The organism is Pantoea sp. X-Soil-MYKO-1289 (genome assembly GCF_059730625.1).
In genome coordinates, this window is sequence record NZ_AP036005.1 from 89,654 (window position 1) to 105,898 (window position 16,245).

Annotated in this window: 14 protein-coding genes and 1 pseudogene; 9 read left to right on the forward strand and 6 right to left on the reverse strand. The window is 55.6% G+C overall.

The features are described from left to right. Positions 1-15: 15 nt before the first annotated feature. The 3 genes from AC6I7Z_RS19815 to pdxR form a co-directional block, all read right to left on the reverse strand. The gene (locus tag AC6I7Z_RS19815; protein ID WP_497815542.1) at positions 16-1,443 is read right to left on the reverse strand and encodes an NAD(P)/FAD-dependent oxidoreductase; all 1,428 of its coding nucleotides are present in this window, start codon (positions 1,441-1,443) and stop codon (positions 16-18) included. Positions 1,444-1,502: 59 nt separating this feature from the next. Continuing rightward, positions 1,503-2,828 (reverse strand): APC family permease, encoded by a 1,326-nt coding sequence (locus tag AC6I7Z_RS19820; protein ID WP_497815543.1) that lies wholly within the window; start codon positions 2,826-2,828, stop codon positions 1,503-1,505. Positions 2,829-3,359: 531 nt separating this feature from the next. Next, on the reverse strand, positions 3,360-4,838 hold the full coding sequence (gene pdxR / locus AC6I7Z_RS19825; RefSeq protein WP_497815544.1) for a MocR-like pyridoxine biosynthesis transcription factor PdxR: 1,479 nt from the start codon (positions 4,836-4,838) through the stop codon (positions 3,360-3,362). Between the two features lie 102 nt (positions 4,839-4,940). Between pdxR and puuE the strand changes: the two genes are divergently transcribed. The 3 genes from puuE to AC6I7Z_RS19840 all read left to right on the forward strand — a co-directional run bounded on the left by puuE (position 4,941) and on the right by AC6I7Z_RS19840 (position 9,388). Then, a complete protein-coding gene (gene puuE / locus AC6I7Z_RS19830) occupies positions 4,941-6,206 on the forward strand; it encodes a 4-aminobutyrate transaminase (RefSeq protein WP_497815545.1) in 1,266 nt (421 codons plus the stop codon). A 12-nt stretch (positions 6,207-6,218) separates the two neighbouring features. Further along, entirely contained in the window at positions 6,219-7,667 is a 1,449-nt protein-coding gene (locus AC6I7Z_RS19835) for an NAD-dependent succinate-semialdehyde dehydrogenase (protein ID WP_497815546.1), read from the forward strand. Between the two features lie 239 nt (positions 7,668-7,906). Next, positions 7,907-9,388 carry an APC family permease gene (locus tag AC6I7Z_RS19840; protein ID WP_497815547.1) on the forward strand — a complete coding sequence of 494 codons (1,482 nt, stop codon included), beginning with the start codon at positions 7,907-7,909 and terminating at the stop codon, positions 9,386-9,388. Positions 9,389-9,524: 136 nt separating this feature from the next. Here the strand turns inward: AC6I7Z_RS19840 and AC6I7Z_RS19845 are convergent, their stop codons facing one another. Together AC6I7Z_RS19845 and AC6I7Z_RS19850 are read right to left on the reverse strand one after the other, a co-directional pair. Next, entirely contained in the window at positions 9,525-10,217 is a 693-nt protein-coding gene (locus AC6I7Z_RS19845; RefSeq protein ID WP_497815548.1) for a cache domain-containing protein, read from the reverse strand. Between the two features lie 23 nt (positions 10,218-10,240). Beyond that, on the reverse strand, positions 10,241-10,966 hold the full coding sequence (locus AC6I7Z_RS19850) for a FadR/GntR family transcriptional regulator (protein WP_497815549.1): 726 nt from the start codon (positions 10,964-10,966) through the stop codon (positions 10,241-10,243). Positions 10,967-11,287: 321 nt separating this feature from the next. Between AC6I7Z_RS19850 and AC6I7Z_RS19855 the strand changes: the two genes are divergently transcribed. The 4 genes from AC6I7Z_RS19855 (at position 11,288) to AC6I7Z_RS19870 (ending at position 14,719) form a co-directional block, all read left to right on the forward strand. Further along, positions 11,288-12,715 carry a gamma-aminobutyraldehyde dehydrogenase gene (locus tag AC6I7Z_RS19855; RefSeq protein ID WP_497815550.1) on the forward strand — a complete coding sequence of 476 codons (1,428 nt, stop codon included), beginning with the start codon at positions 11,288-11,290 and terminating at the stop codon, positions 12,713-12,715. Between the two features lie 10 nt (positions 12,716-12,725). After that, the gene (locus tag AC6I7Z_RS19860) at positions 12,726-13,202 is read left to right on the forward strand and encodes an ester cyclase (protein ID WP_497815551.1); all 477 of its coding nucleotides are present in this window, start codon (positions 12,726-12,728) and stop codon (positions 13,200-13,202) included. Between the two features lie 402 nt (positions 13,203-13,604). Continuing rightward, complete coding sequence (locus AC6I7Z_RS19865; RefSeq protein ID WP_497815552.1) at positions 13,605-14,225, forward strand: hypothetical protein; 621 nt, start codon at positions 13,605-13,607, stop codon at positions 14,223-14,225. Then, complete coding sequence (locus tag AC6I7Z_RS19870) at positions 14,222-14,719, forward strand: surface-adhesin E family protein (protein WP_497815553.1); 498 nt, start codon at positions 14,222-14,224, stop codon at positions 14,717-14,719. The genes AC6I7Z_RS19865 and AC6I7Z_RS19870 overlap by 4 nt, the downstream gene beginning before the upstream one ends. Positions 14,720-14,837: 118 nt before the next feature. Here the strand turns inward: AC6I7Z_RS19870 and AC6I7Z_RS19875 are convergent, their stop codons facing one another. Continuing rightward, the gene (locus AC6I7Z_RS19875; protein WP_497815554.1) at positions 14,838-15,221 is read right to left on the reverse strand and encodes a winged helix-turn-helix transcriptional regulator; all 384 of its coding nucleotides are present in this window, start codon (positions 15,219-15,221) and stop codon (positions 14,838-14,840) included. A gap of 98 nt (positions 15,222-15,319) precedes the next feature. On the opposite strand from AC6I7Z_RS19875, the gene AC6I7Z_RS19880 reads away from it, so the two are divergent. Both AC6I7Z_RS19880 and AC6I7Z_RS19885 read left to right on the forward strand, forming a co-directional pair. Beyond that, positions 15,320-16,048 carry an SDR family NAD(P)-dependent oxidoreductase gene (locus tag AC6I7Z_RS19880; protein ID WP_497815555.1) on the forward strand — a complete coding sequence of 243 codons (729 nt, stop codon included), beginning with the start codon at positions 15,320-15,322 and terminating at the stop codon, positions 16,046-16,048. 53 nt (positions 16,049-16,101) lie between these two features. Further along, positions 16,102-16,242 (forward strand): annotated as a pseudogene (locus AC6I7Z_RS19885) (transcriptional regulator); the annotation flags it as partial. Positions 16,243-16,245: the final 3 nt, after the last annotated feature.

The following is a 16,245-nucleotide window of genomic DNA, read 5'->3' on the forward strand; positions in this document are numbered from 1 at the left end:
AGCGGCAGGTGCATTTCAGAACGAGATCATCTTGCCAGGCGCAATCTTTGTGGTAATCCCTAACAGGGTTTTAGCCAGCGGGATGGCGACCGGCGCCAGCGCGCGTCCTATCATCAGCGGCGTATGCTTGATGGTGGTCAGCATGGCGAAATCTTTATTGGCCCTGACGATATCATCTTTAATCGCTTTGCCGATCCTGACCGTTTGCGCGATGCCGTGACCGCTCCAGCCGTGCACCGAATAGATATTGCCGTTTCTTCTGCAGTCCGTGGCGCCATTCAGGGTTAAGTCGGTGGTGCCGCTCCAGGCAAAATCGAGTTCGATGTCGTCTCGTTCGGGAAAAACGGCGCGTATCCGCGAGGTTAAATACTCTACCGTTCTGCTGTCATCCCAGCGCAGACCCGTTCCCTGGCCGCCAAATAAGATCCTTTCATTGCGTACGGGACGATAATAATCGATTTGCAGCTGGGTATCGTAAACGGGCTTTCCCGTGGGAAGCAGCGTTTTTGAACCGCCTGCTACAGGAGACGTAACGCCGACATAGGTATAAAAGGGGATCGTGGTTTCTTTATTTTCGTCGAGAAGCTTATGGGTGGCGTCATGTACGGCAATCACCACCCCTTTTTTGGCGAGAATGACCCCTTCAGGCGTAATTACTCGCGTACCGCTGCTGGTTTTCTCAATTTTAATCACCTCGCTATGTTCATAGACGCTGCCGCCATTTTTCAGGAAACCATAAATCAGCCCGCGATTGAGAGCTAATGAGTGCACCTGGCCGCCCAGGTTATCCAGCACGCCGCCATAATATAAGTCAGAGTTAATATGTTCCTGCAGCTCATAGCTGCCGAGCACGTTAACATTATCTTCGCCAAGGAATTTCCTGGCATCAACGCCCTGTACCAGCGCATTCATATGCCCGGGATGAACGGCGGCGGTGATATGGCCGTGATGACGATCAAAATTTAAATCGTAACGCTGCGCGATTTCATCAATCAGCGACATGGCTTCCGTCGAGGTAAAATGCCACAGGCGTTTCGCCTCTTCAAAGCTGAGGTGCTCAATCATCGATTCGGCTTCCCAGCGCGCCAGACCGGGCGTAAGCTGTCCGCCATTTCTGCCAGAGGCGCCAGAACCGATGGTGTTCTTTTCCAGCAGGATGGTATCAATACCCGCTTCAGAAAGATGAAGCGCGGTTGAAGCACCAAGCAGCCCGCCACCGATCACTACGAGTTCACACTCTTCCTCTTTTTTTAAAGAGGGAAAGTCGATCCAGGGTGCAAGTGTCGACTCGTAGTAATTTGCGGGGTTCCCAGGATCGCTGATCTGCGTATCCTCTTTATTTCGCACCCAGTTCCAGTCTGCATCTGGGGCGGCCTGACTCATCATGGTAATTTTCGCGTCAGATATTAATTGCGGCTTGATTAACCTTTTATTTCCACTCATATGTTTTCTCGGTAAGTAGCGTGTACCACAGGAGACGTCACTGTGAATGCAAAACCTGTTTATTCAGAGATAGCGACTTCTTTTTTGGTAAAATTACAGTAAACAATCCAGCCCAGGCCTAAGGTTGCCCAGGTCAGCCCTAATATAAAGGCATCAAAGCTTAAGTTTACCCACATTACGGCGACGCAGCCCAGACCCGCCAGCGGCAACAGAATATTGTGGAATAACCTCTTTATGCCGACGGTCTCTTTTTTAATAATGGCAAAGTGTATGATGACGGATAAATTAACCGCGCTAAAGGCGACTAACGCGCCAAAGCTGATTAAGGAGACGGCGGTATCGAGCTGAATAAAAATCGCGGTCAGCGATATCAGGCCGATCAATAAAATACAGTAAACGGGGTTTTTATTTGCAGGGTGCAGGTAGCCGAAAAAGCGGTGCGTCAGAGCGTTGTTTTTACCCATGATATGCAACAGCCGGGCGGCGCTTGCATGGGAAGCCAGCGCTGAGGCAAAGGTATTAAGCAGAATGGCGATAAGAAACAGCGTTTGAAACAGTTTGCCGCCTACGTTCAATACGATTTCCGGCAGCGCTTCCATGGGGTTTTTAAACTGCGAGTTGTCTGGAAAGTAGAGCTGGATAAACCATGCGGCGACAAAAAAGATACAGCCTCCGCTCAGCGCCGTATAAAACACCGCTTTAGGGATGGTGCTGACCGGGCTTTTGGTTTCATCCGTGAGCGTTGTAACGGCATCGAAGCCAAGAAAGGAGAAGCAGAGCACCGCCGCGCCGCTGATCAACGGGATAATGCTGTTATGCCCGTTGAACAGCGGTTGCGTGGTAAAGAGATGGCTGTCGCCATAATCCCTGAGGAGATTATGGATGACGAAATAGATAAAGACGCCCATAAGAATGACCGGAATGCCGACAAAGATGAAATTTGCATTGGCCAGCGTTTTAATATTGCAGCAGTTAACAAAGGTTACCAGCGAGGTGAAGACTAAAATAGAGATCCAGACAGGAACTTCGGGCAGCAGAGTCTGTAAATATATCCCCGCCAGCAATGAGTTTATCATCGGCAGGAAAACATAATCCAGCAGGGAAGACCAGCCGACGATAAATCCGGTTTTATTGCCGCACACCTTTCTCGCATAGGTATAAGCCGATCCCGAAGAGGGATGCAGACGAACCATTCTGCCATAGCTAATGGCCGTCAATAATACCGCGGCCAGCGCCAGCAGATAAGCCAGCGGCACTCTTCCTTCCGTTATATTTGAAACGATCCCAAAAGTGTCAAATACCGTCATCGGTGTCATATAAGCGATGCCGATAATGACCACCTGCCATAATGAAAGGCAGGCGCTATTTGTCTCTTTTAATCTCATAGCTATATCTCACTCGAAATTTCAGTTGAATGACTTTTAACCTCTGATGCATTAAGCAATGAAAAAAAGCGCAACCTGGTGAACCGGGCCTGTCTCTTCGCGTGTCCAGTTTAAGGTGTTAAAAATTCATCATGTCTGCTATTCCAGCACGATCGCGATGGGCAACCCGCTCTTTATCGCGGGGGTGAGAATGATTTAGCCTCTCTGCGGGTTTATCAGGTCGGCTGCGAATCCTGCTGTGACAATATATAAAACATAATATTATATATGTATACGGTTTGTGTCACAAAAATGTTAAATTTGTCTTATCGCAATATCTCCAGGCCCCTTAGAGAGATATCGCATCACCGTTGCCTTTCTTGCTGATGAGTGCTGATTATTCAGTTGGTTAGCGGATTAACCTGAGGCGGAGCGAGCCAGATAAGCGCAGACATAGTCACTTCTTCAGGCGCGGAGGGTAAAGAGCAGTAAAGCGTTGTTGATGTGGCCGCAGCTTCAGCGCGAGCGGCATAACAACGCCTGTTGAGAGCGCTAAGCCTGTAGCCCCTCCTTGATCAGCGCGGCCAGCCTGTGGAACTGGGTATGAATTTCGCTCTCCTCCATGCTGGCGAAGCCGAGCAATAAGCCTGAATGGCTTTTTTCGCCGGCATAGTAACTCGAGAGGGCGCGCACCAGGATACCCTGATGATTAGCGCGCTGCGCCAGCGTGATGTCGTCCACGCCTGCGGGCAGCTGCAGAATCAGATGCAGCCCGGCATTGCTGTTGTACTGACCTAAAAAACCGTCGCCTAATTCGTCGTTGATTAAATTCACCAGAACCTGCCGGCGACGGCTATACAGCTGACGCATTTTCCGTATGTGCGCCGCGTAATAGCCTTCCCGGATAAAATCGGCCAGGGCTGCCTGCGTCAGCTGATGTCCGCCGCGATAAAGCTCGCTATGCATTCTTTTCAGCGGTGTTTTCAGCTGCTCAGGCAAAACCATATAGCCGAGCCGGAGCGCGGGATAGAGGGTTTTGCTGAAGGTGCCTATGTAAATCACCGGGCTGTTGGCCTCCAGCCCCTGTAACGCGGGGATAGGCTGGCCGGCAAAGCGAAACTCGCTGTCATAGTCATCTTCCACGATCCAGCTATGGGTTTTGCGCGCCTGCGCCAGCAGCTGCTGCCTGCGGCTCAGGCTCATCACCGAACCCAGTGGATACTGGTGAGAGGGGGTAACAAAGATCAGCGCAGGCGGGACGCTCACCTCGCCGTCGGGGATCAGCCCCTGTTCGTCCACCGGAATGGTGACGATCTCTACGCCGTTCATACGGAGGATATTTTTAATGCCCCAGTAGCCAGGCTCCTCTGTCCAGGCCCGGTCTCCCGGATTGCAGAGCGAACGCGTCACCAGATCGAGCGCCTGATGAATGCCTTCGGTAATCAGGATCTGATCCGGCGTGCACTGGACGCCGCGCGCCGTACGCAGGTAATCGGTCAGCGCGGCTTTCAGCACCTCGGCGCCGCCCGTGGTGTCATAGGTCAAAAGCGCTGGCGACAGTTGACGAGCCTGGCGATCGTAGAATTTTTTCAGCACGCGATGAGGGAAGTTCGCGACGTCCGGCACGCCGGGTAGAAAGGCGCCCCACTGTCTGGGGCTTGCGCTGGCGTGCTGCAGCAGCAGCAGGCCGCGCTCCGACAGCAGGGAATAGTCCTCGGCGGGCGCCTCATCCCGACTCACGGCAGGTCGGCACTCCAGATTATCGAGCACGCTGTGCGTGACCACCGTTCCGCTGCCCGCACGAGAGGAGATATAGCCTTCCGCCTGCAGCTGCTCATAGACCCGCAATACCGTGTTGCGCGACAGCTCAAGCTCGCTGGCCAGATCGCGCGTTGGCGGCATGCGCGAAGAGGGCGTCAGATTGCCCGAAAGAATGGCGTTGCAAATGGCGCTATAGAGTCGCTTATGCAGCTTTCCTTCCGTGCCGCTAAAAAATGCTTGTCTGATCACATCTCCAGCAAGTGAGTGCATTTGGATCCTGCAAATAAAATGATTTGGCTCTCGAATAAGGTACCAAACGCTGACAGATTGTTCCCAAGAGTTCAAATAAATTGTGAAGGGAAGGGGCTTACTATGAGTAATAACAATCTTCAGCAGCGTCGTCTGAATGCCACGCCGCGCGGTGTAGGCGTCATGTGTAACTTCTACGCCAGCTCGGCGGAAAACAGTACGCTGACGGATGTCGAGGGAAATCAATATATCGATTTTGCCGCGGGCATTGCCGTACTCAACACGGGGCATCGCCATCCTCGCCTGGTGCAGGCGATGGAGCAACAGCTCAAGGCCTTTACCCATACCGCCTATCAGATCGTGCCTTACGAGAGCTACATTTCGCTGGCGGAGAAAATCAACGCCGCCGCGCCGATCCAGGGCGAGCTAAAAACCGCTTTTTTCTCTACCGGCGCCGAAGCGGTGGAGAACGCGATTAAAATCGCGCGCGCCTATACCAGACGTCCTGGCGTCATCGCCTTCGGCGGCGGCTTCCACGGGCGCACCTATATGACCATGGCGCTGACGGGCAAAGTGGCGCCTTATAAAATCGGTTTCGGGCCTTTCCCCGGTTCGGTTTTTCATGTGCCTTATCCTGCCGAACTGCATAAGGTGACCACCGCTGACGCGGTCAACGCCATCGAGCGCCTGTTTAAGTGCGATATTGAGCCGACGCAGGTCGCGGCGATTATCTTTGAACCGGTGCAGGGCGAAGGCGGGTTTAATGTCGCTCCGCCAGAGCTGATTGCCGCTATCCGCGCTATCTGCGACAAGCACGGCATCGTTATGATCGCGGACGAGGTGCAGAGCGGCTTCGCGCGCACCGGCAAGCTGTTTGCCATGGATCATTATCAACACCAGCCCGACCTGATGACCATGGCGAAAAGCCTGGCGGGCGGTATGCCGCTCTCTGGCGTCGTGGGCAAAGCAGAGATCATGGACGCGCCGGCGCCGGGCGGTCTGGGCGGCACCTATGCGGGCAATCCCATGGCGGTGGCTTCCGCGCACGCCGTGCTGGATATCATTGAGGATGAACAGCTTTGTCAGCGCGCCGATGCGCTGGGCGAGCGGCTGCGCGTGGTATTAAGGGATTGTCAGGCCTGGTGCGCCGAGCTGGCGGAGGTGCGCGGGCTGGGATCGATGATCGCGGCGGAATTCTGCGACGCGCAGACCGGCGAGCCGTCTGCCGCCGCGGCGCAAAAAGTGCAAAAGCTGGCGCTTGAGCAGGGACTGCTGCTGCTGACCTGCGGCCAGTATGGCAACGTGATCCGCTTCCTCTATCCGTTGACCATTCCAGACGCCCAGTTCGAAGCGGCGCTGAGAATTATCGAATCCGCGACGAAACAGTAGGAGAGCGAAGCGATGAAACTGAATAATCCGGCTCTTCTTATTGAGAAAAACCTGGTGGACGGCCAGTGGGTCAGCGCCGATTCGGGCGCGACGCTGGCCGTAACAGACGCCGCGACGGGCGAGACGCTCGCCAGCGTGCCGCTGATGGGGCGCGCTGAAACGGAGCGTGCCATTGCAGGCGCGCAAAAAGCGCAGCGCGAGTGGAAGCGTCGCACGGCGGGCGAACGCGCTAAGGTTTTGCATCGCTGGGTCTCCCTGATCGAGGAAAACCGCGAGGATATCGCCCGCCTGATGAGTTCAGAGGGCGGAAAGCCGCTGGCCGAAGCGCGGGGCGAGGTCGGCTATGCGGTTTCATTCCTGACATGGTTCGCGGAAGAAGCCCGACGCGTGGACGGCGCGATATTGCAGCCGGTCAACGCGTCGCAGCGCTATGTGGTGACCAAACAGCCTGTCGGCGTCTGCGCGGCGATCACGCCGTGGAATTTTCCGGCGGCGATGATCACGCGCAAAGTGGCGCCCGCGCTGGCGTCCGGCTGCGCCATTATCGTCAAACCTGCGGAGCAGACGCCGCTGACGGCGCTGGCGCTGGCAAAGCTGGGCGAAGAGGCTGGCCTGCCCGCTGGCGTGTTGCAGGTGCTCACCGGGGATCCGCGGGCGATCGGCGGCGAACTTTGTCAGAATCCCACGGTTCGCAAACTGAGCTTTACCGGATCGACCGAAACCGGGCGCATCCTGATGGCGCAGTGCGCGCCGGGCATTAAAAAGCTCTCTCTTGAGCTTGGCGGCAACGCGCCGGTAATCGTCTTCGACGACGCTGATATTGAGCAGGCTGTGAGCGGCATTATGGCCTCGAAGTTCCGCAACAGCGGCCAGACCTGCGTCTGCGCTAACCGCATCTATGTACAGCGCGGCATTTACGCCGCGCTGTCGGATGCGCTGGTGAACGCGGTGCAGTCGCTTAAGGTTGGAAATGGTCTGGATGAAACCAGCCAGCAGGGCCCGCTGATCGATGAGAAGGCGGTCAGCAAAGTGGAGTCGCATATCAGCGATGCGCTGGAGAAAGGCGCAACGCTGCTGACAGGCGGAAAACGCCATCCGCTGGGCGGCAATTTCTTTATGCCGACGGTGATCGGCGACGTCACGCAGTCGATGCGCTTTGCGCGCGAGGAGACCTTTGGTCCGGTGGCGCCGCTTTTCCAGTTCAGCAGCGATGAAGAAGCGATCGGCTATGCCAACGATACGGAATTTGGTCTGGCCGCCTATATCTTTACGCGCGATGCCCGTCGTCAGTGGCTGGTTCCCGAGGCGCTGGAATATGGCATGGTGGGCGTCAATACCGGCCTGATATCCAATGAGGTCGCGCCTTTCGGCGGCATTAAACAGTCTGGCTTAGGGCGCGAAGGGTCGCGCTTCGGCATGGATGAATACCTCGAAATGAAATATGTCTGCGTCGCTTTATAAACCCAATGCCGTAGTACTTTGCTCTTAAGAGCCACGACGATAGCGCTTATCGTCGTTTTTTTTCCTGCGATTTTGGCCCCGCTGCGCGGGGCTGCTTTCTTCTGACGCGGTCAGACGCCTCGCCTGAATCACCCGAAAATGTTTAACAAAATTGTGACATGGACAATATACATATAACTTATTATGTTTTATAAATTAGTCTCTATCGCCTGCGATTATGCCATTAAAGAGAACGACATATGGAACAGACACCTGAAAAAAATCTCTATAATAATCAGCCTGAAAGCAAAGAACAGTTCAAGCGATCTATTGGACTTATCTCTAACTTTGCCCTCGGGTTTACCTACCTTTCGCCTCTGACCGCCGTTTATTCGCTGTTTGCGCTTGCCGTTACCCTGGCCGGGCCGCCCGCCGTCTGGTGGATCCTGATTGTCGCATGCGGTCAGCTGCTGGTGGCGCTGGTGTTTGGCGAAGTGGCTTCCCAGTATCCGATTACGGGCGGTTTATATCCCTGGGCGAGACGCCTGTGGGGCAAGAAGTTTGCCTGGATCGCCGCCTGGATCTATCTCTGGGCGCTGGTGGTCACTATTACCTCCATTGCCGAATACACCTCAACCTTCGTCGCCTCGCTGTTTCATTTTGCCCAGACGCCGCTCAATCTGCTGATGACTTCGGTGCTGTTGCTGCTGCTGATGATGGGCGTGAATATGTCGGGCACCAAAAACCTGGCGCGCGTGGCGAAGATCGGTTTCTGGTGTGAAATCGTCAGCGTCATCGCGCTGGGCATCTATCTGCTGATCTTCCATCGCTCTCAGCCGTTCTCCGTTCTCTTCGACTCGATGGGCGTGATCGCTAAAGATGGCAGCTATACGACGGCGTTCATGTCCGCCGCGCTGATGGGCCTGTTTATGTTTTTTGGTTTTGAAGCCTGCGGCAACGTGGCGGAAGAGGTGAAAAATCCAGGCAAAAAGATCCCGCTGGCGATGATCCTGAGCATCGTTTTCGGCGCCATCTCCGCGGTGATTTCGGTGATGGGCTATCTGCTCTCCTCGCCCGATCTGGTTAATATCGTCACCGGTAAAATCGCCGATCCCATCCCGGCTATTCTTAACGAGGCGCTGGGAAGCACGGGCGCCACGGTGTTTATCGTGGTCGCAATCATCGCGATGCTCTCCTGCATTCTCTCGCTTCAGGCCGCGCTAAGCCGTCTGATCTTCTCTTTCTCGCGCGACAGGATGCTGCCCGGCAGCGAATGGATGGCGAAAATTTCCAAAAACAGCGTGCCGGATAACGCCATGCTGGTCAGCTGCATCCTGCCCGTCATCATCTGCGTTTGGGTCTACTTCCAGCCCGATAATCTCTCCCGCATCACCGCGTTCGCCGTGATCGGCATTTACATCTCTTTCCAGCTGGTGGTGCTGGCCGCGCTGCGCCAGCGTCTGAAAGGCTGGAAGCCGGCAGGCGAGTGGACGCTCGGCTCCTGGGGATTTATCGTCAACCTCTTCGCGCTGATCTATGGCCTGTGCGGGATTTGGCTGCTCGCGCAGCCCGCCGACGGCAATAGCTTCCTGGATCGCTGGACGGTGCTGGTGGGCCTGGCGGTGGTGCTGATCGCCGGCCTGCTTTATATGATGATCGCCAAACCCTTTGGGCGCTCCAGCGCGCCGGAAAACGACGCCATTGAGCACGCCACCAGGCTGCGGGCAAAAGAGGGCTTTTAGACGATTCGCGCGCGCTGTCGGCACTGCCCATCATCCTGAGCCGTAGCTTTCACGCTACGGCTTTTTTATTGCGCCTTTTATCCGCAACAAGGCGTCAGCGCCCAAACTGCTTTCGCCTGAACGCTGACGGGTTGAGCTACAGCCGATAGAGAAGCACGTAGCTGTTTTGGTAGACCGGTTGCCGATCGTCCGCCTTAAAAAGTTCGCCGATGCGCAGCCGCGGGTTGGTTGAAAAAATGATCCTGCCGTCAAGGTTGGTCAGGATCATCTTTTCCTTGCCGCACAGCGGCAGCAGCTCTTCTTCAACGCGGCTGACGAGGATATCGAGCGCGGCGACGCCCAGCACCTGGCCCTGGATAAGCACGGGCACGGCGGCGGTCAGCGTCAGCGAGGTGTTGCAGATATAGTCGACGTAGGGGCCGTGGATATAGGCTTTGCCTTCCGAGACGGGGGTTTTGAACCACTCAAAGGTGCGAAAATCGAGTCGCTGCTGCGTCGCCTGGTCAAGATCGAGGCTCACCTGCTTTAAGCCTTTATCTTTTTTATACCACCACTCCAGCAGCCAGTACTCCCGCACCGCGCCGGCGCTTTCAATGTGGCTCGCAAAGCCCGTTCCCGAGCAGTAGTGGTGATGGTTAAGCGTTTTCTTGATGTAAGACTGAATCGCCGCTTTCACGCCCGGCTCCAGCAACATTTCAGGGCGGCTCTCCTGATGAACGTTAAGAGATTGCCTGATCTCGTCTGCTAATAAACCAGTGCTTTCGACAGTGGAGTGAATGATGTCGTCAATTTTACGGGTTAACGCGCTAAGGTGCTCTGAGTGATTCATTTTCTACACTGCCTATACGGTGATTATTCAGAGTGATAATTCATTTTCTTTTCTAATAAATAGTCGGTGAACGTATCAATAAGCTGTGTGGCGGCCTGAACGGCAGGCTGCTCTGCATGCGCGGCGAGCGCATCCGTCAGCCCGGCGTAAAGCGCGATGACCTCGCGATGAATATCATCGGAGCGGTAAAGCGCGGCGACCAGCGAAGCCCATTCCGCCTGCAGCTGCAGCTCCTGGTTGGCCAGTCGGGCGGATTGCGAGCTTGCCGCGATCGCCAGCAGGCAGCGCATATCCGCCTGGGTTCGCTGCTCCGGAGTTTCAGCCTTCGTCAGCACCCCGGTAAATTCCAGAAGACGATTCAAATCCGCGTCAGTCATCCTGCGCGAAGCGAGCCTCGCGCTGTGGCTGATGATCGCGCAATGCATCTCTCCCAGGTCCGCCAGGTAATCCGTACTGATGCTGCGAAAGGGGTGAAGATTCTTGCCCGATTCGGGCACGGTTTCGCAAACGAAGCTGCCGCCGTTACGGCCGCGCACCGTATGTATCAGGGCGTTGGCGCGCAGGGTGTTCAAGGCTTCGCGGATGGTAATGTGGGAGACGCCCATCATCCTGGCGAGATCTGACTCGTTTGGCAGCTGTTCATGCGGTTCAAGCAGGCCGGTGACGATGGCGTTAGTCAGGCGCTGAACGATTTGATCGGAACGGCTGGCCTGGCCTATAGGAGCGAATATAACCGCGTGAGTAATCATAATCTTCTCTGAAAGTCCCTTATACAGGCCGCCATACTTAGCATAAACATACCTGTCACGAAAGAAGTAAATAACGTCAAAAGTTTGTTAAAAGATGCCGAAAGTAGCAGGCTCTCCTGCGGCCTTTGCTGGCCAGTGCCGCCGGGGGCGCAGCGTCTTAACTCACCAGATGTTAACCAGCGCGCGCCAGCGGCTGAGCGGATTGTAATCAATTTGTTAGAAATGCGATGCGCTTCATGTTGTCGGGACATGGGCATTGAAACAGCGCCTTATAATATATTACATAATATCTTTTATGTATTAACGTAAGCGGAGAAGGCGATGCAAACCCTACAGCACTTCATTAATGGGCAGTATGTATCTGGTCAGGGAAGCGATTTTTTCGATCTGGTCAGTCCGGTTGATGGTGAAATCTACGCGCAGTCGCCCAATGGCGGCAAGGCGGAAGTCGATCTCGCTTACGCGGCGGCTGAGAAAGCGTTTTCAGTCTGGAAGAAGTCCACCCCCGCAGAGCGACAAAAAGCGCTGCTCCGGTTAGCGGATGAAATTGAAAAAAACGTCACCCGCCTGGCGGAATGGCAAAGTAAAGAAACGGGGCAGCTCAAACATTTTATTGAGAAAGAGGAGATCGCGGCGTCATGCGACGCTATCCGCTTTTTTGCGGGCGCCGCCCGCTGCCTGGAAGGCAAGGCGGCCGGCGAGTATGCCGCCGGCTTCACCTCCGTGATCCGCCGGGAGCCGCTGGGCATCGTCGGACAGGTGGCGCCCTGGAACTACCCCTTTATGATGGCCGTGTGGAAAATCGCCCCGGCGCTGGCCGCCGGCAATACGGTGGTTCTGAAACCCAGCGATACCACGCCCGTCAGCACTTTGCTGCTTGCTGAACTGGCCGCGCCCTTATTTCCCGCCGGCGCCTTTAACGTCGTGCTGGGCAAAGCGGAGACGGGTTCGCTGGTGGTGTCAAATCCTGTCGCGTCGCTGGTCTCGATTACCGGATCGGTGCGGGCCGGGCTACAGGTCGCCGCCTCAGCCGCCGCAAATCTGACCAAAGCGCATCTTGAGCTAGGCGGCAAAGCGCCGGTTATCGTCTTTGCGGATGCCGATATGGATAAGGCGGTTGAGACGATTACCACGGCCGGTTTTTTCAACGCCGGTCAGGATTGCACCGCTGCAACGCGCATCCTGGTGGAGGAGTCAGCCTATGACGATTTTCTTGCCAGGCTGGTTGCCCGGACGCGCAACATTACCTTCGGCACGCCTGACGATCGCGACGCCCTTTACGGCGCGTTAAACAGCCGCAACCAGCTGGAGCAGGTGAGCGGCTTTATCGCGCGTCTGCCCGCGCATGCCAAAATCGAAACCGGCGGCCGCGCCGGAAAAGGGCCGGGCTTCTACTTCGAACCCACCATTATCTCTGGCCTTCACCAGCATGACGAAGCTATCCAGCATGAAGTTTTTGGTCCCGTGATGACCATTCAGCGCTTCTCTGACGAAGCGGACGCCTTGAACAAGGCCAACGATGTCGAATATGGACTGGCGGCCAGCGTCTGGACGCGGCACCACGGCCGCGCGCAGCGTTTCAGCATCGAACTCGACTTTGGCACGGTATGGATCAACAACCATATCCCGCTGTGCGCGGAAATGCCGCACGGCGGCTTTAAGAAATCGGGTTATGGCAAAGATCTCTCTTCTTACTCACTTGATGAGTACACCCGCGTAAAACACATCATGTGCGACATTAACGACTAAAGGAAGCAAGATGAAATCGATTCGAATCGCGGCGCTCTCCCTGGCGCTGATCTCATGCGGCGTAATGGCGCAAGCGTCCCCTGAGTACGTGGTAAACAGTTATATGGCCGCATGGAATGCCCATAGCGCGTCGCAGGCTGCGCAGTATCTGGCGAAGGACGTTGTCTATTACGACGCGGCAACCGGTTCGCCGGTCAAGGGGCAGCAGAGTGCGGAAAAAGAGGTGATCGGCGCCTTTATCCGCGCGGTGCCCGACCTGCAGTGGAAGATGACCAGCAAGCCGGTCTTCAACCAGGACACCATCGCTTTTCAGTGGGAATTTAGCGGAAAAAACGCCGGTGAATGGGCGGGCGCGCCAGCCACCAACAACAATATCAGGTTTGAAGGCGTCAGTTTTATCAGGGTTGTCGACGGTAAGATCGCTTATCAGGGCGACTACTATGATTCGAAAAAGCTAGAGGCTGAACTGGAAGCGAAAAAGCCGTAACGCAGGCGCCTGTTCTTCTCCACCGCAGCGTGGAGAAGAACAGGGCGGCAGTCCGGATGCTGTAAAGCGGGCGAACAGAGTGCGCCGCTTGCATCACCTCATTAGTCAATTCTGTTTTGCCCTTCATAAATAGCCGAAAACCCGGCCAGGCAGTGCTATTGCTTGCTGTTCAGCGTGGCGAGCCGCCTGTGGAATCCGTTCAGGCGTAACCGGTATGGGAAAACATTGCGCAGCTCGGTATTCCACGCGCAGGGCGAATAAGAGCGGCCATCAGGTTCAGGATCAGATAATATTGCCATTCGGCATATTTAATGCACTCGGTCGGGGAATAAATCATCGAGGCATAAAGTCTTAGCGCTGCGCGCCGATAAATTAAGTGAATTTTAATGATAGGGATATTAGATGCGTAAAATTGCCTGCACCCTTGGCCTCTTTCTGGGAATGACAGGAGCAACATTGCCTGTTCACGCCAAAACCTTGACGCAAAGTCTGACGCGATGCGACACCACTTTTTTCAGTGAGATCTATCGTCAGCGATCCGCTCTTAGCCGCGTAGCGCCTTTAACCGTCGAGCGTCATTACGCCTGGTTCAACGCGCCGGCTAACGGTAACGGCACCCTCTGGTTTGCCCAGCCTCTCCATGAATTAAATCTGACGGTGATGGGGTATTTTCTGCAAACCAGCAACCTCAATGAGATCAATTACGGTAAGTATTATTACTGGGGACTGTTTTTCAAGGAGTCACCTGAAGAGGTGAAGTCCCGGCTTAGTGGCTTAAGCTGGAGCAAATCTGACGAGGGTTACTTCTCGCAGGCGATGATTAAAGCCGATGCAAACAGCCGCTGGGAAATAAACAACCAGTCGGTGTCGGGCATTGCGCCGGCGAAAGAAAGCACCGAAAAGCTGTTAATGATCGAAAAGGGTAAAGAGGGAACGTTATTGCTCTGTTCGATTCAGGGAAATGTCACAGCCGATATGCTGACAACATTACGCCCGGATTTAACCCATGGGGCGGCAAAATGAGAACGCTAATATGGCTGGCATCCGCGATGATGCTGACGGGCTGCGCCGCAACCAGTAAACCGCTGCCGCAAACGCCAGCCAAAGCGCCGGCTGGGTTAATAAAAATTCTGGAAGATGATGAGGCGACGTCGTATATCGATTACCGGGTAATTTCAACTTACCAGGGCAATAGTCATTTGCGCCGCTTCTATTTCATCAATAACTACGCCAAACGGACGCTGATTCTCAAGGAGCCGCCTGTTTACGTCTCCAGTTCCCGGGCTATCGATGTCATTAACTGCGACACCAACCAGCGTGCCGTTATGGGACGAACGCTGTTTTCCGAACCCTACGCGCAGGGAGAGCTTATCCATGCGGATCTGGATATAGGACAGTGGGAAACCTACCCGAAAGAGTCTCTGATAGGGATCGTCGCAGAAAGCATGTGTCGTATTCCGGCGGAGAAACTCAAGCCAGAGCCGCCAAAAGAGACGCGCAAGCCGCTGCTCGATTAATCAGCGTCGGCAGGTAGCCTGATTTGATAACGGGCTATCTGTCATCGGCTAAGCGTGCGACGCTCCGCCCGAAAACCCGTCTGACGTCCAGCCGCTATTCAAACAGACTATGCCGCGCTCACGCCAGCTCCTCATCGGCACGCTGCGCGTCATAACCCGCCTGCGCCTGCTCAATGGCCGCGCCATATTCCCTGGCCCAGCCCACCAGCGCCACAAAAGGCGTTTGCAGGGTTCGGCCCAGCGGCGTGATGGCATACTCCACCGCCACGGGTGACGAGGCGATCACGCGGCGGCTGACCAGACCGTTGCGCTCAAGCCGGCGCAGCGCCTCTGTCAGGGCCTTGTGCGTAATCGGATCAAGCCTGCGCTTGATGGCGTTAAAGCGCGCCGGTTCGCTGCACAGCACGGTCAGGATCAATACCGACCACTTGTTCGCTACCTGTTCCAGGATAGGGCGCGTGCTGTTGATCTCTGCCAGCAGAGTCGGGATATCAGTCGCCATGTAGTTTCCTTCTGTATATCTGGTATAGATTAAGTGCGTAATTGACACTAAATATACGAAATATATCATCTGGCTTCCACCCTATTTCTGGAGTAGCCATGTTGAAACTTGAAGGAAAGACCGCCCTGGTGACCGGCGGCGGCAGCGGTATCGGCCTTGCGGTCGCGCGCCGTTTTGTGCAAGAGGGCGCCCACGTTTTTATTACCGGTCGACGCGAAGCGCAGCTGGCCGAGGCGGTCAGGCTTATCGGCGGTCAGGTTGAGGCGATAGCCGGCGACCTCACCTGTGCCAGCGACCTTGCTCGCCTGTTCGAGACCCTCCACGCCAGAGCAGGCCGTCTCGACATTTTTGTCAATTCATCAGGCGTCTCCGAGCCTGCAAGCCTGGTCGATACCACGGAGGAGCATTTCGATCGCGCCTTCAACCTGAACGTGCGCGCCATGGTGTTTGCGGTGCAGCATGCGGTCCAGTACATGAGCGAGGGCGGCGCTATCGTGCTGGTCGGCTCTGTTGCCGGCAGCATCGCCAATCCGGGCTACGGCGACTATTCCGCCAGCAAGGCTGCGGTACGCTCTTATGCCCGCACCTGGAGCACGGAGCTGGCGCCGCGCGGCATCAGGGTCAACACGCTGAGCCCGGGACCTACCGACACGCCGATGTTCGACCGGGCCAGCGACGATGTCCGTCAGACGCTGACCGCGCGGATACCGGCAGGACGTTTGGGGAATGCCGATGAGGTGGCGTCCGCGGCCTTATATCTGGCCTCGGATGAGAGCGCTTACGTCAGCGGCGCAGAGCTGGTTATCGATGGCGGCATGACGGCGTGAGAGGCATCCCCAGCGCACTGTCGCGCTGAGTGGAGGGCTGGCCGCATCAGGGCATATCGCTCTGCCTTAAAGCGCTGCATGATGCCGGCCTGCTTGAGGCCAGCAAAGTAGGCAAATGGACCTACTATCGGCAGCGCGAACAGGCGGTGCGCGAGATGAACCAGATGGTTATTCAGTCTCGGCAAGAGCTGTAAAGC